This is a genomic window from Bradyrhizobium agreste, assembly GCF_016031625.1.
Classification (GTDB): Bacteria; Pseudomonadota; Alphaproteobacteria; order Rhizobiales; family Xanthobacteraceae; genus Bradyrhizobium; species Bradyrhizobium agreste.
Window position 1 is genome coordinate 22,709 of record NZ_JACCHP010000009.1, and the last position, 26,925, is coordinate 49,633.

Here is a 26,925-nt window from a genome sequence, read left to right on the forward strand (position 1 = left end):
TTCTGGTAGCCGTGCCCGAAATGTCCGAAATCACCCTCCCCTCCGTCACCACAGCCAACGGCGACCTCTGGGTGTTCGGCTACGGCTCGCTGATGTGGCGGCCGGGCTTCGACTTCGAGGAGCGCGTCCCGGCGCGGCTGGTCGGCGAGCACCGCGCGCTCTGCGTCTATTCCTTCGTGCATCGCGGCACGCCGGAGAAGCCGGGCCTGGTGCTCGGACTCGACCGCGGCGGCGCCTGCCGCGGCATCGCCTTCCGCGTCGCCGAGAAGAACCGTGTCGAGGTGGTCGCATACTTGCGCGCACGCGAGCAGGTCACCTCGGTCTATCGCGAGGTGATGCGCTCGGTGTGGCTGGAGAACGATGCGCGCCAGCGCGTCTCCGCGCTCGCCTACGTCGTCGACCGCGGCCATGTGCAATATGCCGGCCGGCTCTCGCTCGCCGAGCAGCACCGCCATGTCGTCCAGGGCCACGGCCAGTCCGGCGCCAACCGCGACTACGTCACCGCGACGGTGAAGGCGATCGAGGCCGAAGGGTTTCGCGACACCCAGTTGCATCAGCTCGCATTGATGCTGCATGGTGATGCGCATTCCCTGCACGCGGCGGATCGGGACGAAGATCGCGAAAGCCGCTAAAGCATGATCCGGAAAAGTGCGAAGCGGTTTTCCGGAAAGATCATGCGTAAACAACAACCTAAAGCGCGATGATGATTCATCCCAATCTCATCGCGCTTTAGCCCGCCCGCGCGTAGCTCGGCGCCGAGCCGATCAACTGCTCCTGCTCTTTCCGCCCCGCTTCGACGAGGCGGGCGGTCGCGTCCTCGATCGCCGCTTGCACGCGTGCGAGAAACTCCTCCTTCGGCAGACCGGGCGGCAACGGTTCGAGAAACTCCACCACCAGCGTGCCCGGATAGCGCATGAAGGTGCGGCGCGGCCAGAACAGGCCGGAATTGAGCGCAATCGGCAGGCACGGCACGCCGCATGAGGAATAGATCTGCGCAAAGCCGGTCTTGTAGTAGGGCGGCGCACCCGGCGCACGGCGCGTGCCTTCCGGGAAGATCACGAGCTGCTTTCCGCTGCGCACCGCCTCGCGCGCGCGCCGCGTCATGTCGAGCAGCGCCTTCACGCCGGCGTTGCGGTCGATCGCGATCATCCCGGTCTTGACCAGGAACTGGCCGAACACCGGGATCTGCATCAGCTGGCGCTTGAGGATGAAGATCGGCCGGTTGAAGAAACCCGGCAGCACGAAGGTCTCCCAGAACGACTGATGCTTGGCCACGATCAGCAGCGGTCCAGTCGGGATCTTCTCCACCCCGCGGAATTCCACCTTGATGTTGCAGACCAGGCGCATCAGGACCAGCGTGGCCTTGGCCCACCATTCCGCCACCGTCAGCATAGCGCGCGGCGGCAATGCAAAGGTCGGCAGCGCAACGATCGCGAGACAGACCAGCACGGCATAGAACAGCACGTTGAACACGAGCGAGCGCAGAAAAATCAGGAACATCGATGGTCCGATCAATTGGCCTGTGCGGTGGCGGGTCGCCTCGGTTGCTGACCTGCAGGCTGCTCCGACATCTCGGGCCAAAGGTCAATCCCGAAATCTTCCAGCCGCACCCTAAGCTCGGCCGCAATGTACTTGACGTATTCGGACAGGAGCAGCCGCAGCGTCGAGCCCGAGGTCCACCACGGCTCCTCGCGCCATTTTTCGCCGACCACCGCGAACGGGATCAGCGTCGTCCGTGGCATCGCATGCGAGAATTCCACCAGCGCACGCGGCATGTGATAGTTCGAGGTGACCACGATCAGAGACGTAAACCGGCGCCCCTCGGCCCAGCGCCGCGCCTCCGCCGCGTTGCCGCGGGTCGAAAGCGCGGTGCGGTCGAGATCGACGCAGCAGGTCATGAAGGACTGGTTCTCCGGCAAGGTCCGGGAGATATCGCTCGCCGTCGAGGTCGGATGCACGCCGGAGATCAGGAGCCGCCTGCCATAGCCGGCAGCCAGCAGCTCCATCGCGTCCGATACCCGCGAGGAGCCGCCGGTCAGCACCACGATGCCGTCCGCCTTGCGGTCCGGCACCGTCTCGGCGACGCGCAATTGCGACAGGAATGCAACGAAGCCCGCCGCCGCGCCGACGAAGGCGAACGCGATCGTCGACACGATTGTCGCGCGCAGCCAGCCGCGCGGCAGTTTCGGCGATCGATCGTCGGTCGGCGAGGTCATGCGATGTCGGTGATCCCTTCCCGACGTGATTTTATGACGTTTTGAGGCGAAGTGGAGTCCGGTTTAGCAAGCCTAGTCGACGTCGTTCAATGTCGCGAACAGCGTCTGGCGCGAGGCGATTGCGGTGATGGCGCCGATCAGCACCGCCTGGACCGCGAGCACGACGTAGCCGGAGGGGCGCAACGAGAAGGTACCGAGCAGCGCGGCGAACTGGTCGCCGACGGGGGTACCGGAAAACCAGCCAGCGATGGACTCGGAGAAGCCGAACACCAGCATGGCGGTGCCCCCGCCGATCACGCCGCCCTCCAGACCCAGCCTGAGGAAATGACGCAAGAAGTGGTTGGCGATGTAGCGGTCGCCGGCGCCGACGAAATGCAGGACCTCGACGATCGGACGGTTCGCCGCCATGGCGCCGCGGGTCGCGAACGACACCGAGATGATGGTTGCGATGATGACGAGCGCGAGGATACCGAGGCCGGCCAGCACGGTGGCGTTCGTCATCAGGCGCATGCGTTCGATCCAGGCGCGGTGATCGTCGACGCTGGCGCTCGGCGCGACCTGCGTGACGCGCGCGCGCAAGGCGCCGAGATCGAGCGGCGTGCCCGGCTGCACGCGCGCGATGATCATGCGCGGCACCGGCAGATCGTCCATCGACAGGCCGGTGCCGAGCCAGGGCTCGAGCAGCTTGCCGCTCTCCTCCCTGGTGAACGGCTTGACCTCGACGATGCCGGCTTGCGCGCGCATCGCTTCTGCCACGGCTGCGGTGTCGCGCTCGAGATCGCGGCCGACCTGCGGACGAACCTGGATGGTGATTTCGCTCGCGACATCCGACTGCCATTCGGCGGCGGAGGCACTGACCAGCAGCACCGTGCCCGTGGCCATCGAGGCGAGAAAGGTCATGATGGCGACGACGGCGACCAGCGCTCTGCCGTGGATCGAGGCGCGCGGCACGATCGGCGACATGTTGCGCGCCTTGGCCGGAAGCTGCGGACGCTCCTGTCCGAGATCGACCAGCACGCCGCGCTCGTCCAGCCTACTCATAGACGTGCAGCCGTCCCTGGTGCAGCACCAGCCGCCGTGCTTCGTACTGGTCCATCAGGCCGATGTCGTGGGTGGCGATGATGACGGCGGTGCCTGATTTGTTGAGCTCGATGAAGAGTCGCAGCAGGCGGCGGCCGAGCGTCGGGTCGACGCTGCCGGTCGGCTCGTCCGCGAGCAGCAGCTGCGGCCGCGAGATCACGGCGCGCGCGATCGCGGCGCGCTGCTTCTCGCCACCCGACAGGATCGGCGGCAGCGCGTCCATGCGGTCGCCGAGGCCGACCCAGCGCAACAGGTCGATCACCTCCTTGCGGTAGCTCGACTCGCTGCGGCCCATGACGCGGAACGGCAGCGCGACGTTCTCATAGGTCGTCATGTGATCGAGCAGGCGGAAATCCTGGAGCACGATGCCGATGCGCTTGCGCAAATCCGCGATCTCGTCCTTGCCGAGCTGCGAGATGTCGTGGCCGAACAGGTTGACGAGGCCCCGCGTCGGTCGATGCGACAGGAACAACAGGCGCAGCAGGGACGTCTTGCCCGCTCCGGACGGTCCGGTGAGGAACTGGAAGGAATGCGCGGGAATCTGGAAGGTGAGGTCGCGCAGGATCTCCGGCCCCAGACCGTAACGCAATCCGACATTTTCGAACCGAACCAAGCTCAGCTCCGTTCGAGAGGGGGCGCGGGTCGCATTGCGGCGCTCCGCCATGCGCGCTCAACGGGTTTTGCCGCCGTTATGGTTTCCGGTTCGTTAACGGTCGCCCTGTAGCATAAAGGGCGCCCGGTTCTCGACCGTGGCATCGTCAAGACCAGTCCAAGACCTTCGTTCATGCATCAAGGCTCGTCCATGCATATCGTCTGCCCCCATTGTATGACATCCTACGCCATCAAGCTCGCGAGCCTTGGGGCGAACGGGCGGGCGGTCCGCTGCTCCCGCTGCAAGGAGACCTGGATCGCCCATGCCGAGGATGCCATCGAGGAGGCATCCGTTCCGGCCATGGCCGCGGCCAGCCGAGCCGACGACCAATCCGACCTCGCTGAACAATGGAACTCCTATGCCAAGGACGACGGTGCCGCTGATGCGCCCGTCGTCGATAGCCCCTCGATCGCCAGCGACTGGCCGGATGAGCACGCCCGCGAAACCGAGGACGAGTGGTCAGCAGCGGCCCGGCAGGTCGAAGAGGACGCCGCAGGCGCGCAGCACCAGTCCTGGTTCCGCAGCCTGTTCCGCGGCCGCGGCGCGCGGGTGAGCCGCCCGGTCCCCGCCGCGGCGCCGCGCAAATCCTATCTTGGCCTGCCGACCGCCTGCGCCGCGATGGGCGCGCTGGTGCTGGCACTGGTGCTCTGGCGTGGCGACGTGGTGCGGCTGCTGCCGCAGACGGCAGCCTTCTACAAGATGGTCGGGCTTGAGGTGAACTTGCGGGGTCTCGCCTTCAAGGACGTCAAGCTCTCCAGCGAGACGGTGGACGGTAAGCAGGTATTGGTGATCGAGGGCGTGATCGTGGGCGAGGGCAAGAAGCCGCTCGACATTCCGCGGTTGCGCTTTGCCGTGCGCGACGCCCAAGGCGCGGAGATCTATGCCTGGAACACGGTGCTGGAGCAGACCGTGCTGCGGCCCGGTGAGCGCGCCTTCTTCCGCTCCCGCCTGGCCTCGCCGCCGCCGGAGGGTCGCAACATCGACGTTCGTTTCTTCAACCGGCGCGACATTGCCGGCGGCAGCGTATAAACGCCCCGCGCGGGAGAGTTGATTTCAAGGTTGGTCTCATGCCGAAAATCTTGATCGCCGACGACGAGGATTCGATGCGCACGCTGGTCGCGCGCGCCATCGCCATGGACGGTCACGAGACCGTCACCGCCCAGGACGGCGCCGAGGCGCTGGAGATCCTGACCCGCGAGGATGGCGCCTTCGACCTGTTGCTCACCGACATCCAGATGCCGGTGATGGACGGCATCGCGCTGACGCTCTCAGCCGCGCGCGATTTCCCCGACCTCACCATCTTGCTGATGACCGGCTTTGCCGACCAGCGCGAGCGCGCCTCGAACCTGAACGCGCTGGTGCATGACGTCGTGACCAAGCCGTTCTCGGTCGCGGATATCCGCACGGCGGTTGCCGATGCGCTGGCGGCGAAGAAGAGGTAGCGTCCCAACAACAGCCGCTTCGCCGTTGAAGGACTGGCGCACAAGGCCTCCATTTCGTCATTGCGAGGAGCCCTTGCGACGAAGCAATCTAGAATGCCTCGGCGGAAAAATTCTGGATTGCTTCGCTTCGCTCGCAATGACGAGGACGTAGCGGACTAGCGCCTCAAAACTCCTTCAGCAGCCGCTCGAGATAGTCGAGCTCGATCTGGGGCCGCGAGGGATCGCCGAGACGGCGGCGGAGCTCTTCGAGAATGCGGCGGACACGCTGGGTGTCGATCTCGCCGGGAATCTTGACCGTATAATCGTCGCCATATTCGCGCCCATGAAGCGGCCGGCCGAGCGGATCGGTCTGGTTGCCGCCGCTCTGCTGACGGCCGGCACGCTGGCCGGGCCCGTCGCCCTGGCCGTCGCCATCGCCCTGCTGCATCGCCTCGGCCATCTTCTGCGCACCCTTGCGCATCGCGTCGAGCGCCTTGCCCTGCGAGTCCACGGCGCCGTCGGCATTGCCCTCGCCGAGCTTTGATCCGGCATCGCCCATGGCACCGTCGGCTGCATCCAGGCTGCCGTCGTCATCGCCCTGGTCACCGTCCTGATCGCCGTTCTGGCCGGGCTGGCCCTGATCGCCTTGCTGACCCTTCTGGCCCTTCTGCGCCTGCTGCCCTTTCTGCCCCTTCTGGGTGAGGCCGCGCTTGGCAAGCTCGTCCTGCAGCTTCTTCAGGCGGTCGCGCAGCCCCTGCTGGTCCTGCTGCAGCTCCGACATGGACTGATCGCCCTGCTGCTGCTTACCGCGCGAGCGGTCGCGCCGGGAATCCTGGCCCTGCTTGAACGTCTTGTCGCGCAATTGCTGCTGTTTGCGGATCATGTCGCCGAGCTCATTGAGCGCCTGCTCCATGTCGCTCTCGCCGGACTGCCCCGGCTGCGCCATCTGGAGGCCTTCCAGCATCTGCTGGAGCTGGTCGAGCAACTGCTTGGCGGCATCCTTGTCGCCGGAGCGCGACAGGCGCTCCATCCGGTCGATCATGTTCTGCAGGTCCTGCTGGCGCAGGACCTTGGTGTTCGGATCGAGCGGCCGCGCCAGCTGCTGCGGGTCATTGTTGTTGCGGAACTGCTCGGCGAGCTGGCGCATGAAATCGTTCAGCGCCTGACGCAGATCCTGCGTGAGCTTCTTGATCTCCTCGTCGCTCGCGCCGCGCTCGAGCGCCTGCTTCAGCGCGTCCTGGGCCGCGCGCAACGCCTTCTCGACGTCGGAGATCTTGCCGTCCTCGATCGTCACCGCAAGCGCCCACAGGCTCGCCACGACCTCGCGCAGGGCATCATCGGTGCGCGCCGCCTCGAGCTGCCGGGCCACGCTGTGCAGGCCGAGATATTGTCCCGCCTCCGGCGTGAACATTTCGGGCGCGATCATCAGCCCGTCGAGCGCGACATAAACGTCCGAATTCCTGTTGGCGTCGAGCGCGAGGATGCGGCGCTGCTCGATCAAGGCACGGGCCAGCGGCTTGGTGAAGAGCCGTTCGGGCAGGCGCATGTTGAACGGTTCGCTTGCGGCCTCGTTGCCGGCCTCGTCCTTGGCCGTGAGAGTCAGCGTCACCTCGGCGCCGGCATAGGGATCCTCGCTGAGATCCTTCACGGATTGCCCAACGCCGTTCCGAGTGCGCGCATTGGGCAGCGCGAGCGGGAATTGCGGCGGCTGGAATAGCGGCCGCGGCGCCGTCCTGGTCTCGCCATCGCCGGCGGCGGCCTTCCGACCATCCTTCGCAGCATCCTTGGCACCATCTTTGGCGTCGGTCGACCGCGGGGCGAATTTCGCCTCGGCGCCCGTAACGCCGTAATCGTCCTCGATCTTGTAGGAGAGCTGGAGCGCGCCGCGCGCCTGGCGCTCCGGGTCCTTGGCGAGCGCGATCGTCGGCGGACGATCCGGCGTGGCCGCAAAGGCCCATTGCGGCTGGCCGGAGGGCGCCCGGACATGGGCGGTGCCGTCACTGGTGATCGCGAAATGCTTTTCGTTGGTGCCCTTGGGGCTGGCTTCAGTCGGGGCGACCTCCTTGAGGCCGCCGGAGACGGCGACATCCAGGCTGCCGCCGGAGGAGCGCACGATCAGGGTCGAGCCGGCGGGAACGGCGAGCGGGCCGCTGGCGGGCAACGCCGCAGCTTCCTTGTTGGCGGCCGACAGGATGACCGGCGGCCTGCCGGTGTAGAGCGGCGGCGTGACCCAGGCATCGACGCGAACATTGGCCGGCGCCAGCACCCCGTTCCAGTCGAAGGCGGCGCCAAGGCGCATCGCACGCTCGTCACCCGCGGCAAAGAAGGTCGCAACCAACATCACCATGACGAGGGCACGGAGCGCCCAGGGGTCGTGAAGCGCGAGTCGGGGGTGCGGCACACCGGCGCGGATGCGCTTGATGGAGGCGAGCGTCCGCTCGCGCTGCGCCTGCCACAGCGCCAGCGCGACCGGGTCCTGTGAGCTCAGCGTGTCCGTGAGCGTGGTGGCCGGGCGGTGACGGATGCCGGAGCCACGGTCGAGCCGGGCGAGCGCTTCCTCGCGGCTCGGCCAGCGGAAGCGAATCAACGGGAACAGGGCAACGACCGCGATGGCGGCGAAGAGACCGAGGCCAATGGCCCTGGCCATGAACGGCAGCGCCAGCCAGAGGCCGGCCCAGGACACCACCAGGAACAGGCCGACGACGGTCAGAAGGCGCGCCGCATGAGGCCAGGCACGCTCCCACGCGATGGCATAAGTCGCCCGATCAAGGGCCTGCGCCAGCTTCAGCCGCGACAGCGCATCGCCGTTGCGGATCGGGTCTGACGGCTCGGGGGTGACGCCGTTCAATCAACTCTCCAGGTTGCCCGGTAGAGAGAAGCCTATCACAACGGCAGCACTGAGGCATCCGTTCCTGTACGGGAGCGCCTCCTTTTCCCGCATAACACGAGGACGTGACTGGCCCGGTGCAACCCCGTAATTTCCGCGCGCCAATCTCGAGGAAGGAAACACCATGGACAAGAAGATGCATGACAAGGGCCTGGAAGTCCGCAAAGCGGTGCTGGGCGAGGCCTATGTCAACAATGCCCTGAAGAACGTCGACGATTTCAACCGCCCGTTCCAAGAGATGCTCAACGAATATTGCTGGGGCACGGTGTGGGGCCGCGAGGAGCTGCCGCGCAAGACCCGCAGCATGCTGAACATCGCCATGATCGCGATCCTCAACCGCCAGCACGAGTTTCGCGCGCATCTCAAGGGCGCGCTGACCAATGGCGTCACCCGCGAGGAGATCCGCGAGATCCTGATGCAGGTCGCGATCTATGGCGGCATGCCAGCCGCGGTCGACAGCTTCCGCATCGCGCGCGAGGTGTTCGCGGAGATCGACGGGAAGGCGTGAGGAGCAGCGCCAATCTCCACCGTCGTCCCGGCCTCTTCAACAACGAACAACCAACCAAAGGGAAACACCATGGACATCGGATTCATCGGGCTCGGAAAGATGGGTTTCCCGATGGCGCGGCGGCTGATCGAGGCGGGACATCAACTCGTCGTGTTCGACACGCGCAAGGAGGTCACGGGCAAGCTGGTCGCGCGCGGTGCCACTGCCGCGTCATCGCCGAAGGACGTCGCCGACCAGGTCGAGACCGTGATGGCGAGCCTACCCTCGCTGCAGGCTTCGCTGGACGTTGCCACCGGCGCCGACGGCGTGATCGAGGGCAAGCGCGCCAAACGTTTTGTCGATCTCTCCACCGTCGGCTCGGCGATGGCCGCGAAGATTCACGGCCTGCTCGCCAAGCGCGGCATCGTGCAGATCGATTGTCCCGTCTCCGGCGGCGTCGGCGGCGCGGAGAAGGGCACGCTTGCCGTGATGGTGTCAGGCCCGAAAGCCGAGTTCGAGCTGCTCAAGCCTGCGCTCGACGTGATCGGAAAGGTGTTCTTCATCGGCGAGAAGCCGGGCGCAGCGCAGACCATGAAGCTCGCCAACAATTTCCTGTCGGCCACCGCGATCGTGGCGACGTCGGAAGCCGTGGTGATGGGCGTGAAGGCCGGGCTCGATCCCGCCGTGATGATCGACGTCATCAACGCCGGCTCGGGCATGAACACCGCCAGCCGCGACAAGTTTCCGCGCGCGGTGCTGCCGCGCACGTTCGACTTCGGCTTCGCCACGGGATTGATGGTGAAGGACGTGCGGCTGGCACTGGAGGAGATGAAGCAGCTCGGCCTGTCGATGGAAGTTGCCGACGCGGTCGGGCGGTTGTGGGAGACGGTGATCGCTGCAGAAGGCGCCGAGTCCGATTTCACTGCGGCGATCAAACCGATCGAGAGGAAGGCGGGCGTCGTGGTCGGCGGGACGAAATAACGCCGGTTCCATCGATCAATTGCTCACAGCCACGGCGCCGGCGTATCCATCGCGATCAGTTGCTCCACCTCGATGCGCGGGCGCACCACGGCGTATTGGTCGCCCTTTACCAGCACCTCCGGCACCAGGGGCCGCGTGTTGTAAGTGCCGGCCTGCACCGCGCCATAGGCGCCGGCGGTCATGATGGCGAGGAGATCGCCGGGCGCGGGCATCGGCAGCGTGCGGTCGAGTGCGAGATAGTCGCCGGTCTCGCAGACCGGGCCGACGACATCGGCCTTGATGGTGGCGGCGCCCTTGGCGGGCTGGCTCACCGGCAGGATGTCGTGATGGGCCTCGTACAGCGTCGGGCGGATCAGATCGTTCATGGCGGCGTCGATGATGACAAAGTTCTTGCCGTCGCCGTGCTTCACATAGATCACCTTCGTGACCAGGATGCCGGCATTGCCGACGATCATGCGGCCCGGCTCGAACATCAGGGTGCAGCCGAGATTGTGGCTGACGCGCTTGACCATGGCGGCATACGCGGCCGGCGCCGGCGGTGCCTCGCGATCCATGTAATAGGGAATGCCGAGACCGCCGCCGAAATCGACGTGGCTGATGTCGTGGCCGTCGCTACGCAGCGTCTGCACGAATTCGGAGAGGATGCGGAACGCGGTCTCCATGCCGGAGAGATCGGTGATCTGGCTGCCGATATGCACGTCGGTGCCGGTCACCTTGATTCCGGGCAGCTTCGCCGCGCGCGCGTAGACCTCGCGGGCATGGACGATCGGAATGCCGAACTTGTTCTCGGACTTGCCGGTGGAAATTTTTGCGTGCGTGCCGGCATCGACATCGGGATTGACACGGAGCGAGATGCGCGCGGTCTTGCCCATCTCGGTCGCGAGGCGCGACAGCAGCTCGAGCTCCGGCTCGGATTCGACGTTGAGGCAGAGGATGTCGGCGGCAAGCGCCGCGCGCAGCTCTGTTTCGGTCTTGCCGACGCCGGAGAAGACGATCTTGCTGGCGGGAATGCCGGCAGCCAAAGCGCGCTTCAGCTCGCCGCCCGAAACCACGTCGGCGCCGGCGCCGAGCCTGGCGAGCGTCCGCAGCACCGACTGGTTGGAGTTCGCCTTCATGGCGTAGCAGACCAGCACCTTCTCGCCGGCAAAGGCCTCGGTGAAGACGCGGTAGTGCCGCTCCAGCGTTGCGGTTGAATAGCAGTAAAACGGCGTGCCGACAGCGGCGGCCAGCTCGGACAGGTTCACCGCCTCGGCGTGCAGCACGCCGTTGCGATAGTCGAAATGGTTCATGGCGCAGGCTCGGTTGTCCCGGCTTATTTCTTGCCGGGAGGTTCGTCCAGGAGCGGGTCGAGAATAAACGATTTCTTCCGGCCCTTGGCCGCCGCGGGCGCGGCCTCCGCGCCGGAGGTGGGGTCGAACAGGCTCGGCGCCTTCTGGGCTGCGGTCTCGGTATCGACGGGCGCAGCGCCGGTGGCTGCAGGCGCGTTGGAGGCGGTTGGCGGCAGATCCAGCGGGCCCTTGCGGCCGCAACCGGCAAGCGCGAGCGCCGTCAGGCTCAAGACAATGATGGCCCACCCCGAGCCGGCCGGGCGAAACTTTGACGTCACGACGAAATCCCCACTACGCGCGGCGCACCATACAGAGATTGGCGCGTTCTGGCGAGAGCCGGATGACCATGAAACATAAGCGAAATTTTGCCCTCAGCCCAATTTTCGCTCTTTTTCCAGCCGCTTCGCCCAGCTCTTTGCCTGTGAAGCCACGTTCTTCGGCGCGGTGCCGCCAAAGCTGGTGCGGCTCTTCACCGACGATTCGACCGAGAGCACGCCGAGCACGTCCTTGGTGATTTTTGGCTCGATGGCCTGCATCTCCTTCAGCGGCAGCTCGTGCAGCGCGACGCCGCCCTCGGCGGCCTTGGCGACGATGCGGCCGGTGACGTGGTGGGCCTCGCGGAACGGCATCTTCAGCGTCCGCACCAGCCAGTCGGCAAGGTCGGTCGCCGTGGCGTAACCTTCGCCCGCGGCCGCCTTCATCTTGGCTTCGTCCGGCACGAGATCACGGACCATGCCGGTCATGGCACGGATTGCCAGCGACAGCGCGGCAAAACCCTCCATGGCGCCCTGCTTGTCCTCCTGCATGTCCTTTTGATAGGCGAGCGGCAAGCCCTTCATGACGACCAGGAGGCCGTTGAGCGCACCGATGACGCGGCCGGTCTTGGCGCGCACCAGCTCGGCGGCATCCGGGTTGCGCTTCTGCGGCATGATCGAGGATCCCGTGGTGAACTTGTCGCTGAGCCGGATCATGCCGACCAGCGGCGAGGTCCAGATCACGATCTCCTCGGCAAAGCGCGACATGTGCACGGCGCAGATCGAGGCCGCCGACAGCGTCTCCAGCACGAAGTCGCGGTCGGAGACGGCATCGAGCGAGTTCGCCATCGGGCGGTCGAACAGGAGCGCCTTCGCGGTGGCGTGGCGGTCGATCGGGAACGAGGTGCCGGCGAGCGCAGCAGCGCCCAGGGGCGATTCGTTCAGCCGCTTGCGGGCATCCTGGAAGCGGCCGCGGTCGCGCGCCGCCATCTCGACATAGGCCAGCAGGTGATGGCCGAAAGTGACGGGCTGCGCCGTTTGCAGATGCGTGAAGCCGGGCATCACCGTTGCGGCGTGCTCCAGCGCCCGCTCCACCAGCGCCTGCTGGAATGCGGCGAGCGCGGCATCGGTCTCGTCGATGACATCGCGGACGTACAGGCGGAAATCGGTCGCGACCTGGTCGTTGCGTGAACGCGCCGTGTGCAGCCTTCCGGCGGCAGGGCCGATCAGCTCCGACAGGCGGCTCTCGACGTTCATATGGATGTCTTCGAGCGCGCGCTTGAATTCGAAGCCGCCCTTGCCGATCTCTGACAGGATTGTGTCTAGACCCTTGCCGATATTTTTCGCATCAGAAGCCGTGATGATGCCCTGATTGGCCAACATCGCGGCGTGGGCCTTGGACGCGGCAATGTCTTGGGCGAAGAGGTGACGATCGACGTCGATGGAGACGTTGATCTCTTCCATGATCTCGTCGGGACGTTCCGAGAACCGGCCGCCCCACATCTTGTTGCTCATGATCCCCTGCTCGCGCCTGATTTGCCGCACGTTTGCTGGCCGCAGCCAGCCGTATTAAGAGGCCCCTGATAGCCATATCTGCGACCGGATGACAAACGATATGCTCGACCCAAAACCCTCCGCCACGCGCCGCATCCCCCTCGTCATCGCCACCGTGGCGATCGTCGGGCTGGCCGGCTTCGCCGCGCTGTATGGGCTGGGCCTCAGCCGGGCGCCTTCAGGCGATCCAACCTGCAAGGCGGCGGTGGCGACGGCGCAGAAAATCGCCCCGCTCGCCCATGGCGAGGTGGCGGCGCTGACCATGGCAAGCGCCCCGCTGAAACTCCCCGACCTCGCCTTTGAGGATTCCGACGGCAAGCCGAAGAAGCTGTCCGACTTCCGCGGCAAGACCCTGCTGGTGAACCTCTGGGCGACCTGGTGCGTGCCTTGTCGCAAGGAGATGCCGGCGCTGGACGAGCTCCAGGGCAAGCTGTCGGGCCCGAATTTCGAGGTGGTGGCGATCAACATCGACACCCGCGACCCGGAGAAGCCGAAAACCTTCCTGAAAGAGGCCAATCTTGTCAGGCTCGGCTATTTCAGCGACCAGAAAGCCAAGGTTTTTCAGGATCTTAAAGCCGTCGGGCGGGCGCTGGGCATGCCCACCTCTGTGCTGGTCGACCCGCAGGGGTGCGAAATCGCGACGATCGCGGGGCCGGCGGAATGGGCGAGCGAGGACGCGCTCAAGCTGATCCGGGCAGCAACCGGCAAGGCCGCCGCGTCGCTTTGAGGCTCAGGCCGTCACGTTGAGATTGCCGCCGACGCCAGGGCCGACATTGGCGAGCGAGGGCTGGCCGGCGCCGAGCAGCGTCAGGACGGTGGATTTCTCCATATCCGCGTTCTGCCTGGTCAGCGTTGCCGCAATATTCGACTGCAACGCGCCTTGCTGTGCGGCCAGCATGGTGCTGACCATTGCCATCATGTCCATGACGCGAACCCTCGTACCGGCCGTAACCTAGGCGCGAGAGGTTAATGGGACATGAATTGGCACGAGGCTGCGGCGTGGCCGCCATCTGTGTCCCGGACAAGGCGCGGCACGGAGGGACGCGCCGCCGAGCCGGGACCCAGCCTCAGCGTGCACGCGGCTTCTGGGCCCCGGCTCTGCAGCGCACCGCTGACGCGCTGCGCAGCGTCCGGGGCACGAGACGATCGTTACCTTGTCGGCACCGGCTTGGCGCCGCGGTAGTCGTAGAAGCCGCGTTGGGTCTTGCGGCCGAGCCAGCCGGCCTCGACGTATTTCACCAGCAGCGGGCACGGGCGGTACTTGGAGTCGGCCAACCCCTCGTGCAGCACCTGCATGATCGAGAGACAGGTGTCGAGCCCGATGAAATCGGCAAGCTCAAGCGGACCCATGGGATGGTGGGCGCCGAGCTTCATCGCGGCGTCGATCGCCTCGACGTTGCCGACGCCTTCATACAGCGTGTAGATCGCCTCGTTGATCATCGGCAGCAGGATGCGGTTGACGATGAAGGCCGGGAAATCCTCGGAGACCGCGACCTGCTTGCCGAGCTTGCCGACGAATTCCTTGGCGGTCTCGAAGGTGGAATCGTCGGTGGCGATGCCGCGGATCAGCTCGACCAGCTCCATCAACGGCACCGGATTCATGAAATGAACGCCGATGAAGCGTTCCGGGCGGTCGGTGGCGGCGGCGAGGCGCGTGATCGAGATCGAGGATGTATCGGAGGCGACGATCGCCTCCGGCTTCAACACCGCGCAGAGCTCGTGGAAGATCTTGCGCTTGACCTCTTCCTTCTCGACCGCGGTCTCGATCACGAGGTCGCAGTCGGCGAGGTCGTCCAGCTTCTCGGCCAGCTTGATACGCGCGATCGCCTTGGCCTTGTCGTCCTCGGTGACGACCTTCTTGGAGACTTGGCGCGCCAGATTGCCGTTGATGGTGGCCATGCCCGACTTGAGGCGGTCGGCCGAAACGTCGTTGAGCACCACGTCGAAGCCGGCGAGCGCCGCGACATGCGCGATGCCATTGCCCATCTGCCCCGCGCCGATCACGCCGACCTTCTTGATCACTGCCGCCATATTGTCATCCACCGGAACGGCGCGCCGGGGGCGCGCCCTGCCTATCCCCTTGAGCCGGGAGGTCCGATTTAATCAGAACCTTGGCTCGAAACCTAGATTGGATCGCTTCCAAGGCGCGCCCCACGCCAAAGAAAACGCCCAGAAATGCAACACCGGCCGGAGTTTATACCTCCGGCCGGTGTTTTCGATGCCTTTTACTTGCCGAGCTTGCCGAGTTCGGCGGTCAGCTCCGGAACCGCCTGGTAGAGATCGGCGACCAGGCCGTAATCGGCGACCTGGAAGATCGGCGCGTCCTCGTCCTTGTTGATCGCGACGATCACCTTGGAGTCCTTCATGCCGGCCAGATGCTGGATGGCGCCGGAAATGCCGACCGCGACATAGAGCTCGGGGGCCACGACCTTGCCGGTCTGGCCAACCTGCCAGTCGTTCGGCGCATAGCCGGCGTCGACCGCGGCGCGCGAGGCACCGACACCGGCGCCCAGCTTGTCCGCGAGCGGCTCGATGTACTTGGCAAAATTCTCGCGGCTCTGCATGGCGCGGCCACCGGAGACGATGATCTTGGCCGAAGTCAGCTCGGGACGATCGCTCTTGGCGACCTCCTCACCGACGAAAGTCGACAGGCCCGGATCGGCCGCCGCCGCCACGGTCTCGACCGGGGCGCTGCCGCCCTCGCCTGCTGCGGCGAAGGTGGAGGTGCGCACCGTGATGACCTTCTTGGCATCCTTGGACTTCACCGTCTGGATGGCGTTGCCGGCATAGATCGGACGCTCATAGGTATCGGGCGCGACCACCTTGATGATCTCCGAGACCTGCATGACGTCGAGCAGAGCGGCGATGCGGGGCATCACGTTCTTGAAGCGCGAGGTCGCCGGCGCGACGATCGCGTCATAGCCGGACGCCAGCGACACGACCAGCGCAGCCAGCGGCTCGGCGAGATCGTGCGCGTAGAGGTCGCCGTCGGCGAGCAGCACCTTCTTCACGCCATTGAGCTTGGCAGCGGCATCCGCCGCGGCCTTGGCGTTTTGGCCGGCGACCAGAACCTCGACATCGGCGCCGAGCGCGGCAGCTGCGGTCAGGGCCTTGTTGGTGGCGTCCTTCAGCGACGCATTGTCGTGTTCGGCAATCAGAAGCGTCGTCATCAGAGCACCCCGGCTTCGTTCTTGAGTTTGGACACCAGCTCGGCGACGTCCTTGACCTTGACGCCGGCCTTGCGGCCCGCGGGCTCAGCCGTCTTCAGAACCTCGAGGCGCGCGGCGATGTCGACGCCGTAATCGGCGACGGTCTTTTCCGCGATCGGCTTCTTCTTCGCTTTCATGATGTTGGGCAGCGAGGCGTAGCGCGGCTCGTTGAGGCGGAGATCGGTGGTGACGATCGCCGGTCCCTTCAGCTTCACGGTCTGGAGGCCGCCATCGACTTCGCGCGTCACCTTGAAGTCGGAGCCTTCGACCTCGAGCTTGGAGGCGAAGGTCGCCTGCGACCAGCCAAGCAGCGCAGCCAGCATCTGGCCGGTCTGGTTCGAGTCGTCGTCGATCGCCTGCTTGCCGAGAATGATCAGGCCCGGCTGCTCTTCTTCCGCAACCTTCTTCAGGATCTTGGCGACGGCAAGCGGCTCGATCGTGCCCTCCGCCTTCACCAGGATGCCGCGATCGGCGCCCATGGCAAGACCGGTGCGGATCGTCTCGGATGCCTGCGCCGGTCCGATCGAGACCACCACCACCTCGGTGGCCTTGCCGGCTTCCTTCAGGCGCAGCGCTTCCTCGACTGCGATTTCGTCGAAGGGGTTCATGGACATCTTGACGTTGGCGAGTTCAACGCCCGATCCATCGCCCTTGACGCGGACCTTGACGTTGTAATCGACCACCCGCTTTACCGGCACTAAGACCTTCATCGATCCTCTTTCACTCAATTTGGGAGGGGGGTTATCAACTGGCGCGGAACCTAAAGGCCTGATCTGCCCCGGTCAACGCGCAACGTAATTTTGGCCTCCTGAAATGCGGGCGCGCGATGGGTCAGCGGTTCTGGCCGGGAACCCAGAGCACGTCGCCGGCGCCGTTGCCGTTCACGGCCCGGCTGGCCACGAACAGGAAGTCGGACAGGCGATTCATATATTGGATGCCAGCCGCGCTGACCGGCTCGCCCGGCTGGGCCGCCAGTTCCACGATCACGCGTTCCGCCCTGCGGCATATCGTGCGCGCCACATGGAGATGGGCCGCGGCCGGCGTGCCGCCGGGAAGCACGAAGGAGGTCAGTGGAGCGAGCTTGTCGTTGAGCGCGTCGATGTCGCGCTCGAGCCGCTCGACCTGGCTCGCCACCACCCGCAGCCGCTCGGCCTTGCCTTTGTCCTTGTCTCGCTCCGGTACCGCGAGATCGGCACCAAGATCGAACAGATCGTTCTGGATGCGGCCGAGCATCGCGTCGAGCTCGGGCATCTCCCCGGTGTGGAGCCTGACCACGCCGATCGCGGCATTCGTCTCGTCGACGGTGCCATAGGCCTCGATGCGCAGATCGTATTTCGGACGTCGCTCGCCGGTTCCGAGCGCGGTCGTGCCGTCGTCACCGGTCTTCGTGTAGATGCGGTTAAGTACGACCATGCTGGTTTCCTTGATCTTACGGCATGATCTTGTCGGAAAACCGCTGCGCACTTTTCCGGATCATGCCCTATCGTCCCATCGCCCAGACCGCGAGCATCGCGATGATGATCGCCACGAACTGCAGCAGCACGCGCCAGCGCATCAGCTTCTGCGAGGTGTTGGGCGAGCCGCCGCGCATCATGTTGATGAGCCCGAGCAGCAGCACCAGCGCCACGGCGCCGGCTGCGGCCGGCAGGATGAAAGTACTCAGGAGAGATGCCATTTGAGGGTAGATAACACCGTGTGGAGCGGTCCGCCATCTCCCCAGCTCGTCATTCCGGGGCGATGCGGCGGGACCGAGCGAAGCGAGACCCGGCGCGTCGAGCCCGGAATCCATCGCGCCACTTGCGCTGCGGCTAGATGGATTCCGGGCTCGCGCTTCGCGCGCCCCGGGATGACGGCACGGCGCTTCGCGAACTGGCTTTTGGGCCGATAATATCAGATGGTAACGCTATGATTTCCGATTTGCGCCCATTGCCTGTTCTCCCGATCTCTCCCTGCCCGCAGGGGGAGAGAGCAGCGGTGTAGGTGCCACGTGAAAGCGGTCCGCTACATCTACGTCGTCGCGATGGACGCGTTCTACACGTTCCTCGCCGATGACGGCTGGGCGATCGCAAGCCACATCGCGCTGTCGACGCTGATGGCGCTATTCCCGTTCCTGATCGTGCTGACCTCGCTCGCCGGCTTCTTCGGCTCCAAGGAACTCGCCGACCAGGCCGCCAGCTTGATGCTCCAGATCTGGCCCAAGCAGGTCGCCGATTCGATCTCGGGGGAAGTGCATGACGTGCTGACCACCACCCGCACCGGCCTTTTGACCATCGGCGCGGCGCTGTCGGTCTATTTCGCCTCCAATGGCGTCGAGGCGCTCCGGATCGCGCTCAACCGCGCCTATGCGGTGGTGGAGATGCGCAGCTGGTACTGGCTCCGGCTGGAATCGATTGCCTATACGATCATTGCGGCCTTCACGGCCCTCGCCATGGCGTTCCTGATCGTGCTCGGGCCGCTGATCATCGAAGCCGCTCGGCGCCACATTCCGCTGTTCGTGGAATCCAACGAAAGCATCCTCACCTGGCTGCGCTACGGCATCACCATCAGCGCGCTGGTGGTGGCGCTGATCATCCTGCATGCCTGGCTGCCGGCGGGGCGGCGCAGCTTCTTCCAGATTCTGCCCGGCATCGTCTTCACCATCGTGGCGTCGCTGATATCAGGCATCGTGTTCGGACAATATCTCGCGCGCTTCGCCAACAATTACGTGACGATGTATGCGGGGCTCGCCTCGGTGATCATCGCGCTGGTGTTCCTGTATTTCATCGCCGCGATCTTCGTTTACGGCGGCGAACTCAACGCCGCGATCATCAAGTCGCGGCTTCCTCACGGCGTGTCGCTTCAAGCAGCGCAGTCGCTAGCGCCCGCGGAGACACAGGCTTGACCAGGAAGGCATCGGCCCCGGCCTCGCGCGAGGCGGCCTCGTCCTCGCCACGGCCGGACACGCCGATGATCGGGATCTGAGCCAGCGGCGTCGGCAGCGCGCGGATCCGCCTGATGGCCTCGATGCCGTCGATGCCCGGCAGCACCATGTCCATCAGCACGGCGTCGAACGCGCCCTGCTCCAGCCGGTTCACGGCGTCCTCGCCGCGCCCGATGAACTCGGCATGATGGCCGAGCTCGGTCAGGATGGTGTTGAGGACGACGCGGCCGAACGGATTGTCCTCGACGCTGAGCACGCGGAGCGCAGGCACCGCCTCGGGCTCGCCGCCGTGCTTTGCCGTGCGGGCGGTGTCCGGTCCCGCCGCGTCCAGCGACACCGTCAATGTGAAGGTGGCGCCGCCACCGCGGCGCGGAGCGACGGTGATATCGCCGCCCATCGCCCGCGCCAATTGCTTGACCGAGGAAAGCCCCAAGCCGGCGCCGCCGAAGCGCGAGGCAATGGTGACATTGGCCTGGGTGAACGGACGAAACAGTCGCTTGATCTCGGCCATGGTCAGGCCGATGCCGCTGTCGGACACCGCAAAGGCGACGCCGACCCTGCCCTTTGCTTTACTCTTGGCCGGACGCCACGGCCCGACGGCGAGGGCCACCCCGCCCCGGTCGGTGAATTTCACGGCGTTGTCGATCAGGTTTTCGAGCGCTGCGCGCAGGCGGACGGAATCGCCGACCACGAGACCGGGGATCTTGTCGGCGATCTCGACCTTGGCCTGGAGACCTTTGGCCGCGGCGCGGCCGGCGAGCGAATCGCCGGCGGTGCGAGCAAGCGCCTTGAGATCGAACAGGTCCTGCCGCGGCGTGCTGCCGCCCTTCCCGGTTTTGGCAGCATCCACGAACAGTGTGGCGAGGCTCGCCAGATGCTCGGCGCCGGCCTTGATGGTGTCGGCCCAGCGCCGCTCCCGCTCGCCGAGGTCGGAGGTCGCGAGCAGGTCGCTGATCGCGAGAATGCCGGTCAGGGGGGTTCGGACCTCATGGGCAAAAGCGGCCAGCGCCGCCTGGACGACATCCGGCGCAGCCGCCGTGGTGCTGCGCTTGCGCAGCCGGCCGGCCGGCCCGGCCCGCTTCCGAAGCGGCCGCCGCCTGGACGTCCGGGTGGTGCGCACTGGACGCGTCTTCGCCGCCATGAATCCCCTTCGAAGTACCCTCTTCGAACCCCGCGCGGGCCAAGCATGGCACGGAGCAACGCCCGGAGTCACGGCGACGTTTCGCTAACCCCCAGAGAAACTTAACCTAATCCCACCAGCTGGCGGATCGCGGCAGGCGTGACGCCGGCCGAGCGCAATTCGCGCAGACCGGTCGAGCGGCTCGATTTCGACAGCTTCCGACCCGCCTCATCGCGAATCAGCCGGTGATGGCGATAGGCCGGCTCGGGCAGGCCGAGCAGGACCTGGAGCAGGCGGTGCACCGACGTCGCATAAAACAGGTCCTGCCCGCGCACGATCTCGCTGACGCCCTGGAGCGCGTCGTCGACGACCACAGAGAGATGGTAGCTGGTCGGCGTCTCCTTGCGCGCCAGGATGACATCGCCCCAGGCCTCCGGCCGCGCCGGGACGATGCCGCGCTCGCCATCCGGCCTCTCGCCGAGCTCGTTCCAGCTCAGGCCGGCGACGCGGCGGCAGGCGGCCGCCATGTCGAGCCGCAGCGCATAGGGCGCGCCCGAGGCGATCAGCTGCGCGCGCTCGTCAGCCGAGAGCGATTTGGCATCGCCCGGATAAAGCGGTGCGCCGTCGGGATCGCGCGGCCACGGCCCGTCGGCCTCGCGCGCCGCCACCAGCTTAGCGATCTCGGCGCGGCTTTCGAAGGCGGGATAGACGAGACCGAGTGCCGAGAGCTTTTCCAGCGCAGCGCGATAATCGGCGAGATGTTCGGATTGACGCCGCACTGGCGTCTCCCAGGCAATCCCAAGCCAGGCGAGATCCTCGTAGATCGCCGTCTCATAGTCCGGCCGGCAGCGCGTCGCGTCGATATCCTCGATCCGCAGCAACAAAAGCCCGCCGGTCTTTCGCGCGCGATCGAAGTTGAGCAGCGCGGAATAGGCGTGGCCGAGATGCAGGAAGCCGTTCGGGCTCGGAGCGAATCGGAAAACGGGTGGCATGGATTCTCACGAGACTTGTCATGGCCGGGCTTGACCCGGCCATCCATCTTCCAAGACTCTGTTACGATAGGAGATGGATGCGCGGGTCAAGCCCGCGCATGACGAGCAGGGCCTTCATGACCATTCACCTCGAAACCCAGTCCGATCTCGAAGAGGCCGTTCACGCGCTGATCAAGCGCGATCCGCGCCTCAAGCCCGTGCTCGAGATCGCGGGCATGCCGGCGTTGCGGCGGCGCGAGCCGGGGTTTACGGGGCTCGCGCACATCGTCTGCGGGCAGCAGCTCTCCACCGCGAGCGCCGCGGCGATCTGGGGACGGCTGTCGGCCGCATTCGATCCGTTCGATCATGGCGCGGTGCGCCGCGCCCGCGCCGACCGGCTGGGGCGGCTCGGCCTCTCTGCCGCCAAGATCAAGACGCTCAAGCATCTCGCCCGCGAGATCGCCGCGCAGCGGCTGAACCTCGACGTGCTCGCGGAGGAGGATGCCGACGCGGCGCATCACACCCTGATCGCGCTGCCCGGCATCGGCCCCTGGACGGCCGACCTCTACCTCTTGTTCTGCCTCGGCCACGGCGACGCCTGGCCGGCCGGCGACCTCGCCGTGCAGGAAGGCATCCGCATCGGGCTAGGCCTCAAGGCGCGGCCGACGGAGAAGCAGATGGCGCCGATCGCCGAGCCCTGGCGTCCGCTGCGCGGTGCGGCGGCGCATCTGTGGTGGAGCTATTACCGCGCGGTGAAGAAGCGCGAGGGCGTGCTCGCAGGCCAAGCTTCATCATGACAGATGCGGTGTCCCGGACGCGGTGCGGCACGAAGTGACGCGCCGCAGAGCCGGGACCCATGAGCGTCGCGAGATGGATGCATGGGCCCCGGATCAGCAGCGCGACACTGCGTGCTGCTCTGCGTGCGGGGCACGTGGCCTTAGCCGCGCAGCCGCGCGCGGTCGGTCCGGGCGCATTCGGCGACGAATTCGATCACGGCGCGCACTGCCGGGAGCTCGACGAGGTCGGGATGGGCCAGCAGCCAGAGATCCGCGACGCTGGCGAGCTTCTGCGGGGCGACGCGCACGAGATCGGAATAGGCTTCGGCGACGAAGCACGACAGCGCGGAGATTCCGATGCCGGCGCGGACCGCCGCCAGCATGTCCCCCTGTGACGAGCAGCGCATCGCCACCCTCGCCTGCCGCGTGACGAGGTCGCTCCAGCGCGCAAGCTGCGCATTGGATGTCTGGTCGGCGAAGCCGATGACGCTGTGCTCCTTCCAATCGCCGCGCCGTTCAGGCAGGGGCCGGCCGGCGGCATAATCGCGCGAGGCATAGAAGCCAGTGCCGAGACGGCCGATCTTGCGGCCGACCAGGTTCTCTTCACCGCTGTCGAAGGGCCGCAGCACCACATCCGCCTCACGCCGGCGCACGCTCGCCGGAAACGGATGGGTGATGATCTCGAGCTGGATATGATCGTGCGCACGCAGGAAGGCAGGCAGGCGCGGCATCAGCCAGTGCGAGGCGAGCGTGGCGCCGATCGACAGCTTGACGATGCCGCGCGCCTTGTGTCCACCCGCCGCGACTGCGGTCTCGGCCCGCAGTGCTGCGGCCGCCATGGCCTCGGCGTGCTCGCGCAAGGCCCGTCCATCCGCGGTCAGCGCCAGGCCGTCGGCGGCGCGCGCCACCAATCTTGTGCCGAGCTGGGCTTCCAGCGCCGCGATCTTGCGGCTGACGGTGGGATGGCTGGTGTGCAGGCGGCGGGCGGCGGCGGTGAAGCTGCCGGTATCGGCGACCGCGACGAAGGTCTTGCAAAGGTCCCAATCCATTCGGCGGCCCTGTTCATACCTGAATGATCGTCCGTTCATTATTGAACGGCCGGGCCGCGCCGTCCAACCTTATAATGGGATCAAATCCGCGGCCACGGGCGGTCCATCCGCCCGCGCGACAATCAAAACGGAAACGCCTCGTCATCCGCCCGCCGGCGGGACCGCGTTTCGGGAGGACATGATGGCACTGCCCAATCTCTTGAAGGATTCGCTCGAGCTGCCCGTGGTCGGCTCGCCGCTGTTCATCGTCTCCGGCCCAGAGCTGGTGATCGCCCAGTGCAAGGCCGGAATCGTCGGCTCGCTTCCCGCGCTCAATGCCCGCCCGGTCGAGAAGCTGGACGAATGGCTGAGCCGGATCGAAGACGAGCTCGGCGAATACAAATCGCGCAATCCCGGCAAGAAGGTCGCGCCCTACGCCGTCAACCAGATCTGCCATGCCTCCAACGACCGGCTGATGAAGGACATGGAGACCTGCGTCAAGCACAAGGCGCCGATCATCATCACCTCGCTGCGGCCGCCGGCGGAGATCGTCGAGGCGGCGCACTCCTATGGCGGGCTGGTGTTCCACGACGTCATCAACGTCAAGCACGCGCGCAAAGCGGCCGAGCAGGGCGTCGATGGCCTGATCCTGGTCTGCGCCGGTGCGGGCGGACACGCCGGCACGCTGTCGCCCTTCGCGCTGGTGCGCGAGGTCAAGCAATGGTTCGACGGCGCCGTCCTGCTGTCGGGCGCGATCAGCGACGGCTATGGCATCGCCTCGGCGCTGACCCTGGGCGCCGACCTCGCCTATATGGGCACGCGCTTCATCGCGACGCAGGAAGCCAATGCCGACGAGGCCTACAAGTCGGCGCTGACGCAGCACGCAGCGCACAACATCGTCTACACCAACCTGTTCACCGGCGTGCACGGCAATTATCTCGGCCCGTCGATCGCTGCCGCCGGCCTCGATCCGGACAATCTCCCCGCCGCAGACAAAACGAAGATGAATTTCGGCTCCGGCGGCAACATGAAATCGAAGGCATGGCGCGACATCTGGGGATCGGGCCAGGGCATCGGCCAGATCACCGATGTCCCTCCCGTCGCGGAGCTCGTCGAGCGCATGAAGCGTGAATTCGATCAGGCGGGGCAGGATTTCCTGATGCGCGTCAGCGCCTGACGACGTTGTCCAACAACAGGATTGGACTGGCAACAAAACGGGAGGACATCATGAAGCTGGCAGCCGCTTTGATCGGCCTGTCTCTGCTGGCACTCGCCGGCGGCGGCGCCCATGCCGAAGGCACGGACGAGATCCGGATCGGACAGACCCTGCCCTATAGCGGCCCGGCGTCCGGCTTCGGCGCGATCGGCCGGACGCAGGAGGCGTTCTTCGAGAAGATCAACGCCGAAGGCGGCATCAACGGCCGCAAGGTCAAGTTCATCACGCTGGACGATGCCTATTCGCCGCCGAAGACGGTCGAGCAGACCCGCAAGCTCGTCGAGCAGGACGAGGTGCTGATGATGTTCGGCTCGCTCGGCACCGCCACCAACAGCGCGGTGCAGCGCTACCTCAACGGCAAGAAGGTGCCGCAGCTGTTCGTGCTTTCGGGCGCGACCAAATGGGCCGATCCGCAGAAATATCCATGGACCATGCCCGGCATGGCCGCCTATGAATCCGAAGGCGTGGTCTACGCCAAGCACGTGCTGCGCACCAAGCCGGGCGCCAAGATCGCCATTCTCTCCCAGAACGACGATTTCGGCCGCGACTATGTCGCGGGCTTCAAGCGCGCGCTCGGCGACAAGGCTGCCGGCATGATCGTTGCGGAAGCGACCTACGAGACCAGCGCGCCGACGATCAGCTCGCAGCTCTCGACCCTGAAAGCATCGGGTGCCGACGTGCTGTTCGGCGTCGTGCTCGGCAAGTTCACCTCGCAGATGATCAAGGGCGTCGCCGAGATCGGCTGGAAGCCCGAGCTGTTCTTCGTGCCGACCTCGGCCTCGTCGATCTCCTTCCTGGAGCCGGCCGGGCTCGACAACGCCGTCGGCCTGATCTCGTCGAGCAACCAGAAGGACACGATGGACCCGCAATGGGCCAGCGATCCCGGCGTGAAGGAGTATTTCGCCTTCATGAAGCAGTACATGCCGAATGCGGACCTCTCCAACTCCAATTACGCGGCCGGCTATCACTACGCGACGCTGCTGATGACGATGCTGAAGGCGTGCAAGGACGATTTCAGCCGCGACAACATCATGCGGCAGGCCGCCTCGCTGAAGGACGTGAAGCTGCCGCTGCTGCTGCCGGGCATGTCCGTCACCACGGGCGCCGACGACTATCTGCCGTTCCAGCAGCTGCAGCTGCGGCGGTTCAACGGCAAGAGCTGGGTCGGCTTCGGCGACGTGCTGGACGATCGCTAGCCTCGAACGGAACAGGACAGACCATGATTATCAGCGGCGAACGCCGGATCGGCTATGACGAGATCCAGGCGCGCATCAGACGCGCAGCGAGCGGGCTGCGCACCCTCGACCTTGCCGAAGGCGCGCCGGTTGCCATGATGCTGCGCAACGACTTCGCCTTGTTCGAGGTGGTCGCGGCCTCGGCCGCGCTCGGCAGCCCCGTGGTGCCGATCAACTGGCACCTGAAGGCCGAGGAGGTCCGCTACATCCTGACCGACAGCGGCGCGAAGATCCTGATCTGCCACGCCGACCTGCTGCCGCAAATCCGCGGCGGCATTCCGGAGGATGTCCGCCTGCTCGTGGTCGCGACCCCGCCCGAGCTGGCGGCGACCTTCGCCATTCCCCGTGAGCTGACCGAGGTCCCGGCGGGCCTCACCGATTGGGACCGCTGGCGCGACGGCCACGCGGAAATGCAAGAGCCGCCGCGCCGGGCCGCGGCGATGATCTACACGTCGGGGACCACAGGCATGCCGAAGGGCGTGCGTCGCATGCCGATGCAGCCGGAGCAGGCCGCCGCCTCCGAGCGCGTCGGCGCGATCGCCTACGGCATCAAGCCGCGCGAGGGCCAAGTGGTGCTGATCAACGGGCCGATGTATCATTCGGCGCCGCATTCCTACGGCATGATGGCCTTCCGCAACGGCTGCACCATCGTGCTTCAGCCGCGCTTCGACGCCGAGGAGCTGCTGGCGCTGATCGAGCGCCACCGTGTGACGCATATCCACATGGTGCCGACCATGTTCGTCCGCCTGTTGCGCCTGCCCGAAGCGGTCAGGCAGCGCTACGACCTGTCGTCGCTGCGATTCGTCGTGCATGGCGCGGCGCCCTGCCCGCCCGAGGTGAAGCGGGCGATGATCGAATGGTGGGGACCGGTCATCAACGAATATTTCGGCTCGACCGAGACAGGCATCCCGGTCTGGCACTCGGCCGAAGAAGCGCTGAAGAAGCCCGGCACGGTCGGCCGCGCCATCGAAGGCGGCATCGTCAAGATCTTTCGCGACGACGGCAGCCTCTGCGACGTGAATGAGGTCGGTGAGATCTACATGCGTCAGACCGCGGTGCCCGATTTCGACTATCACGGCAAGGCACAGGCGCGCGCGGAAGCGGGGCGCGACGGTCTCGTCAGCGTCGGCGACGTCGGCTATCTCGACGAGGACGGCTATCTCTTCTTGTGCGACCGCAAGCGCGACATGGTGATCTCAGGCGGCGTCAACATCTATCCCGCCGAGATCGAGAACGTGTTGATCGCCATGCGAGGGGTACGCGACTGCGCCGTGTTCGGCATCCCGGACGCGGAATATGGCGAGCGGCTGTGCGCCTGCATCGAGCCCGATCAGGCCGAGCAGCTCTCCGCCGCCGCGGTGCAGGCTTTCTTGCGCGAGCGGCTGGCCAACTTCAAGGTGCCGAAGGAGATCAAGTTCCTGGATGCGCTGCCCCGCGAAGCAACCGGAAAGATCTTCAAGCGCAAGCTGCGCGATCCCTATTGGGCGAAGCGCAGCTAGCGGAAGGCGAACGAACAGCGTTTAAAACTATGTTGAGATTGCAAACGGAGCGCGCATAGTCGATGAGATGCCGGTGCGGATCAGAGCCGGG

Annotated in this window: 28 protein-coding genes; 11 read left to right on the forward strand and 17 right to left on the reverse strand. The window is 66.0% G+C overall.

What is annotated here, in order from left to right; genetic code table 11:
- Nucleotides 1-20: 20 nt before the first annotated feature.
- On the forward strand, nt 21-632 hold the full coding sequence (locus HZZ13_RS14960; protein WP_197960336.1) for a gamma-glutamylcyclotransferase: 612 nt from the start codon (nt 21-23) through the stop codon (nt 630-632).
- A gap of 97 nt (nt 633-729) precedes the next feature.
- Here the strand turns inward: HZZ13_RS14960 and HZZ13_RS14965 are convergent, their stop codons facing one another.
- The 4 genes from HZZ13_RS14965 to ftsE all read right to left on the reverse strand — a co-directional run bounded on the left by HZZ13_RS14965 (nt 730) and on the right by ftsE (nt 3,909).
- Nucleotides 730-1,500 (reverse strand): lysophospholipid acyltransferase family protein, encoded by a 771-nt coding sequence (locus HZZ13_RS14965; protein WP_197960337.1) that lies wholly within the window; start codon nt 1,498-1,500, stop codon nt 730-732.
- Nucleotides 1,501-1,511: 11 nt separating this feature from the next.
- Nucleotides 1,512-2,216, reverse strand: a complete 705-nt coding sequence (locus HZZ13_RS14970; RefSeq protein ID WP_197960338.1) for a YdcF family protein — start codon at nt 2,214-2,216, stop codon at nt 1,512-1,514.
- Between the two features lie 72 nt (nt 2,217-2,288).
- Nucleotides 2,289-3,257: a cell division protein FtsX gene (locus HZZ13_RS14975; protein ID WP_197960339.1), complete on the reverse strand. Its 969-nt coding sequence runs from the start codon at nt 3,255-3,257 to the stop codon at nt 2,289-2,291.
- Nucleotides 3,250-3,909, reverse strand: coding sequence for a cell division ATP-binding protein FtsE (gene ftsE, locus HZZ13_RS14980; RefSeq protein WP_057028593.1), 660 nt, complete (start codon nt 3,907-3,909; stop codon nt 3,250-3,252). The genes HZZ13_RS14975 and ftsE overlap by 8 nt, the downstream gene beginning before the upstream one ends.
- A gap of 189 nt (nt 3,910-4,098) precedes the next feature.
- Between ftsE and HZZ13_RS14985 the strand changes: the two genes are divergently transcribed.
- Both HZZ13_RS14985 and HZZ13_RS14990 read left to right on the forward strand, forming a co-directional pair.
- Nucleotides 4,099-4,977 carry an MJ0042-type zinc finger domain-containing protein gene (locus HZZ13_RS14985; protein ID WP_197960340.1) on the forward strand — a complete coding sequence of 293 codons (879 nt, stop codon included), beginning with the start codon at nt 4,099-4,101 and terminating at the stop codon, nt 4,975-4,977.
- A 38-nt stretch (nt 4,978-5,015) separates the two neighbouring features.
- Nucleotides 5,016-5,390, forward strand: coding sequence for a response regulator (locus HZZ13_RS14990; RefSeq protein ID WP_197960341.1), 375 nt, complete (start codon nt 5,016-5,018; stop codon nt 5,388-5,390).
- A gap of 163 nt (nt 5,391-5,553) precedes the next feature.
- Here the strand turns inward: HZZ13_RS14990 and HZZ13_RS14995 are convergent, their stop codons facing one another.
- Entirely contained in the window at nt 5,554-8,217 is a 2,664-nt protein-coding gene (locus tag HZZ13_RS14995; protein ID WP_197960342.1) for a TIGR02302 family protein, read from the reverse strand.
- Between the two features lie 163 nt (nt 8,218-8,380).
- Between HZZ13_RS14995 and HZZ13_RS15000 the strand changes: the two genes are divergently transcribed.
- Together HZZ13_RS15000 and HZZ13_RS15005 are read left to right on the forward strand one after the other, a co-directional pair.
- The gene (locus HZZ13_RS15000; RefSeq protein ID WP_028134137.1) at nt 8,381-8,764 is read left to right on the forward strand and encodes a carboxymuconolactone decarboxylase family protein; all 384 of its coding nucleotides are present in this window, start codon (nt 8,381-8,383) and stop codon (nt 8,762-8,764) included.
- 69 nt (nt 8,765-8,833) lie between these two features.
- Nucleotides 8,834-9,724, forward strand: coding sequence for an NAD(P)-dependent oxidoreductase (locus tag HZZ13_RS15005; RefSeq protein WP_197960343.1), 891 nt, complete (start codon nt 8,834-8,836; stop codon nt 9,722-9,724).
- A 23-nt stretch (nt 9,725-9,747) separates the two neighbouring features.
- Here HZZ13_RS15005 and lysA read toward each other — a convergent pair whose 3' ends face one another.
- From lysA to argH, 3 genes are all read right to left on the reverse strand, one after another.
- The gene (gene lysA, locus HZZ13_RS15010) at nt 9,748-11,013 is read right to left on the reverse strand and encodes a diaminopimelate decarboxylase (protein ID WP_197960344.1); all 1,266 of its coding nucleotides are present in this window, start codon (nt 11,011-11,013) and stop codon (nt 9,748-9,750) included.
- A gap of 23 nt (nt 11,014-11,036) precedes the next feature.
- Nucleotides 11,037-11,330 carry an LPS translocon maturation chaperone LptM gene (gene lptM, locus HZZ13_RS15015; protein WP_197960345.1) on the reverse strand — a complete coding sequence of 98 codons (294 nt, stop codon included), beginning with the start codon at nt 11,328-11,330 and terminating at the stop codon, nt 11,037-11,039.
- Nucleotides 11,331-11,423: 93 nt separating this feature from the next.
- Complete coding sequence (gene argH / locus HZZ13_RS15020) at nt 11,424-12,821, reverse strand: argininosuccinate lyase (RefSeq protein WP_197960346.1); 1,398 nt, start codon at nt 12,819-12,821, stop codon at nt 11,424-11,426.
- Between the two features lie 100 nt (nt 12,822-12,921).
- Here argH and tlpA point away from each other — a divergent pair, with 100 nt between their 5' ends.
- Complete coding sequence (gene tlpA / locus HZZ13_RS15025; RefSeq protein WP_197960347.1) at nt 12,922-13,587, forward strand: thiol:disulfide interchange protein TlpA; 666 nt, start codon at nt 12,922-12,924, stop codon at nt 13,585-13,587.
- A 3-nt stretch (nt 13,588-13,590) separates the two neighbouring features.
- Here the strand turns inward: tlpA and HZZ13_RS15030 are convergent, their stop codons facing one another.
- From HZZ13_RS15030 to HZZ13_RS15055, 6 genes are all read right to left on the reverse strand, one after another.
- Entirely contained in the window at nt 13,591-13,785 is a 195-nt protein-coding gene (locus HZZ13_RS15030) for a hypothetical protein (RefSeq protein WP_197960348.1), read from the reverse strand.
- A gap of 224 nt (nt 13,786-14,009) precedes the next feature.
- Nucleotides 14,010-14,891, reverse strand: coding sequence for a 3-hydroxybutyryl-CoA dehydrogenase (locus tag HZZ13_RS15035; protein ID WP_197960349.1), 882 nt, complete (start codon nt 14,889-14,891; stop codon nt 14,010-14,012).
- Nucleotides 14,892-15,085: 194 nt separating this feature from the next.
- Complete coding sequence (locus tag HZZ13_RS15040) at nt 15,086-16,030, reverse strand: electron transfer flavoprotein subunit alpha/FixB family protein (protein WP_197960350.1); 945 nt, start codon at nt 16,028-16,030, stop codon at nt 15,086-15,088.
- Nucleotides 16,030-16,779: an electron transfer flavoprotein subunit beta/FixA family protein gene (locus HZZ13_RS15045; protein ID WP_197960351.1), complete on the reverse strand. Its 750-nt coding sequence runs from the start codon at nt 16,777-16,779 to the stop codon at nt 16,030-16,032. Before HZZ13_RS15045 ends, HZZ13_RS15040 begins: the two co-directional genes overlap by 1 nt.
- Nucleotides 16,780-16,900: 121 nt before the next feature.
- Complete coding sequence (locus HZZ13_RS15050) at nt 16,901-17,482, reverse strand: cob(I)yrinic acid a,c-diamide adenosyltransferase (RefSeq protein ID WP_197960352.1); 582 nt, start codon at nt 17,480-17,482, stop codon at nt 16,901-16,903.
- A gap of 67 nt (nt 17,483-17,549) precedes the next feature.
- A complete protein-coding gene (locus HZZ13_RS15055) occupies nt 17,550-17,744 on the reverse strand; it encodes a twin transmembrane helix small protein (RefSeq protein ID WP_028178512.1) in 195 nt (64 codons plus the stop codon).
- Nucleotides 17,745-18,056: 312 nt separating this feature from the next.
- On the opposite strand from HZZ13_RS15055, the gene HZZ13_RS15060 reads away from it, so the two are divergent.
- Nucleotides 18,057-18,950: a YihY/virulence factor BrkB family protein gene (locus HZZ13_RS15060; protein WP_197960353.1), complete on the forward strand. Its 894-nt coding sequence runs from the start codon at nt 18,057-18,059 to the stop codon at nt 18,948-18,950.
- On the opposite strand, the gene HZZ13_RS15065 is transcribed toward HZZ13_RS15060, so the two are convergent.
- A complete protein-coding gene (locus HZZ13_RS15065) occupies nt 18,877-20,130 on the reverse strand; it encodes an ATP-binding protein (RefSeq protein WP_197960354.1) in 1,254 nt (417 codons plus the stop codon). The genes HZZ13_RS15060 and HZZ13_RS15065 overlap by 74 nt on opposite strands.
- Before the next feature lie 101 nt (nt 20,131-20,231).
- A complete protein-coding gene (gene gluQRS, locus HZZ13_RS15070; RefSeq protein ID WP_197960355.1) occupies nt 20,232-21,101 on the reverse strand; it encodes a tRNA glutamyl-Q(34) synthetase GluQRS in 870 nt (289 codons plus the stop codon).
- 116 nt (nt 21,102-21,217) lie between these two features.
- Between gluQRS and HZZ13_RS15075 the strand changes: the two genes are divergently transcribed.
- Complete coding sequence (locus tag HZZ13_RS15075) at nt 21,218-21,877, forward strand: DNA-3-methyladenine glycosylase family protein (protein WP_197960356.1); 660 nt, start codon at nt 21,218-21,220, stop codon at nt 21,875-21,877.
- A 140-nt stretch (nt 21,878-22,017) separates the two neighbouring features.
- Here HZZ13_RS15075 and HZZ13_RS15080 read toward each other — a convergent pair whose 3' ends face one another.
- On the reverse strand, nt 22,018-22,905 hold the full coding sequence (locus tag HZZ13_RS15080) for a LysR family transcriptional regulator (RefSeq protein WP_197960357.1): 888 nt from the start codon (nt 22,903-22,905) through the stop codon (nt 22,018-22,020).
- 181 nt (nt 22,906-23,086) lie between these two features.
- Here HZZ13_RS15080 and HZZ13_RS15085 point away from each other — a divergent pair, with 181 nt between their 5' ends.
- From HZZ13_RS15085 to HZZ13_RS15095, 3 genes are read left to right on the forward strand one after another with little or no spacing between them, the layout of a single operon-like run.
- Nucleotides 23,087-24,061, forward strand: a complete 975-nt coding sequence (locus HZZ13_RS15085) for an NAD(P)H-dependent flavin oxidoreductase (RefSeq protein WP_197960523.1) — start codon at nt 23,087-23,089, stop codon at nt 24,059-24,061.
- Nucleotides 24,062-24,111: 50 nt separating this feature from the next.
- Nucleotides 24,112-25,296, forward strand: coding sequence for an ABC transporter substrate-binding protein (locus HZZ13_RS15090; RefSeq protein ID WP_197960358.1), 1,185 nt, complete (start codon nt 24,112-24,114; stop codon nt 25,294-25,296).
- Nucleotides 25,297-25,319: 23 nt separating this feature from the next.
- The gene (locus HZZ13_RS15095; RefSeq protein ID WP_197960359.1) at nt 25,320-26,834 is read left to right on the forward strand and encodes an acyl-CoA synthetase; all 1,515 of its coding nucleotides are present in this window, start codon (nt 25,320-25,322) and stop codon (nt 26,832-26,834) included.
- Nucleotides 26,835-26,925 lie beyond the last annotated feature (91 nt).

Coding starts and splice junctions, on each gene's coding strand:
- gluQRS (WP_197960355.1), bottom strand. CDS start 21,101: ATGCCACCCGTTTTCCGATTCGCTCCGAGCCCGAACGGCTTCCTGCAT.
- HZZ13_RS15045 (WP_197960351.1), bottom strand. CDS start 16,779: ATGAAGGTCTTAGTGCCGGTAAAGCGGGTGGTCGATTACAACGTCAAG.
- HZZ13_RS15040 (WP_197960350.1), bottom strand. CDS start 16,030: ATGACGACGCTTCTGATTGCCGAACACGACAATGCGTCGCTGAAGGAC.
- HZZ13_RS15000 (WP_028134137.1), top strand. CDS start 8,381: ATGGACAAGAAGATGCATGACAAGGGCCTGGAAGTCCGCAAAGCGGTG.
- HZZ13_RS15055 (WP_028178512.1), bottom strand. CDS start 17,744: ATGGCATCTCTCCTGAGTACTTTCATCCTGCCGGCCGCAGCCGGCGCC.
- argH (WP_197960346.1), bottom strand. CDS start 12,821: ATGAGCAACAAGATGTGGGGCGGCCGGTTCTCGGAACGTCCCGACGAG.
- HZZ13_RS15075 (WP_197960356.1), top strand. CDS start 21,218: ATGACCATTCACCTCGAAACCCAGTCCGATCTCGAAGAGGCCGTTCAC.
- HZZ13_RS14990 (WP_197960341.1), top strand. CDS start 5,016: ATGCCGAAAATCTTGATCGCCGACGACGAGGATTCGATGCGCACGCTG.
- HZZ13_RS14965 (WP_197960337.1), bottom strand. CDS start 1,500: ATGTTCCTGATTTTTCTGCGCTCGCTCGTGTTCAACGTGCTGTTCTAT.
- HZZ13_RS14985 (WP_197960340.1), top strand. CDS start 4,099: ATGCATATCGTCTGCCCCCATTGTATGACATCCTACGCCATCAAGCTC.
- HZZ13_RS15035 (WP_197960349.1), bottom strand. CDS start 14,891: ATGGCGGCAGTGATCAAGAAGGTCGGCGTGATCGGCGCGGGGCAGATG.
- HZZ13_RS15065 (WP_197960354.1), bottom strand. CDS start 20,130: ATGGCGGCGAAGACGCGTCCAGTGCGCACCACCCGGACGTCCAGGCGG.
- tlpA (WP_197960347.1), top strand. CDS start 12,922: ATGCTCGACCCAAAACCCTCCGCCACGCGCCGCATCCCCCTCGTCATC.
- lysA (WP_197960344.1), bottom strand. CDS start 11,013: ATGAACCATTTCGACTATCGCAACGGCGTGCTGCACGCCGAGGCGGTG.
- HZZ13_RS15085 (WP_197960523.1), top strand. CDS start 23,087: ATGGCACTGCCCAATCTCTTGAAGGATTCGCTCGAGCTGCCCGTGGTC.
- HZZ13_RS15005 (WP_197960343.1), top strand. CDS start 8,834: ATGGACATCGGATTCATCGGGCTCGGAAAGATGGGTTTCCCGATGGCG.
- HZZ13_RS15090 (WP_197960358.1), top strand. CDS start 24,112: ATGAAGCTGGCAGCCGCTTTGATCGGCCTGTCTCTGCTGGCACTCGCC.
- HZZ13_RS14970 (WP_197960338.1), bottom strand. CDS start 2,216: ATGACCTCGCCGACCGACGATCGATCGCCGAAACTGCCGCGCGGCTGG.
- HZZ13_RS15050 (WP_197960352.1), bottom strand. CDS start 17,482: ATGGTCGTACTTAACCGCATCTACACGAAGACCGGTGACGACGGCACG.
- HZZ13_RS14960 (WP_197960336.1), top strand. CDS start 21: ATGTCCGAAATCACCCTCCCCTCCGTCACCACAGCCAACGGCGACCTC.
- HZZ13_RS15095 (WP_197960359.1), top strand. CDS start 25,320: ATGATTATCAGCGGCGAACGCCGGATCGGCTATGACGAGATCCAGGCG.
- HZZ13_RS14975 (WP_197960339.1), bottom strand. CDS start 3,257: ATGAGTAGGCTGGACGAGCGCGGCGTGCTGGTCGATCTCGGACAGGAG.
- HZZ13_RS15030 (WP_197960348.1), bottom strand. CDS start 13,785: ATGGACATGATGGCAATGGTCAGCACCATGCTGGCCGCACAGCAAGGC.
- HZZ13_RS15080 (WP_197960357.1), bottom strand. CDS start 22,905: ATGGATTGGGACCTTTGCAAGACCTTCGTCGCGGTCGCCGATACCGGC.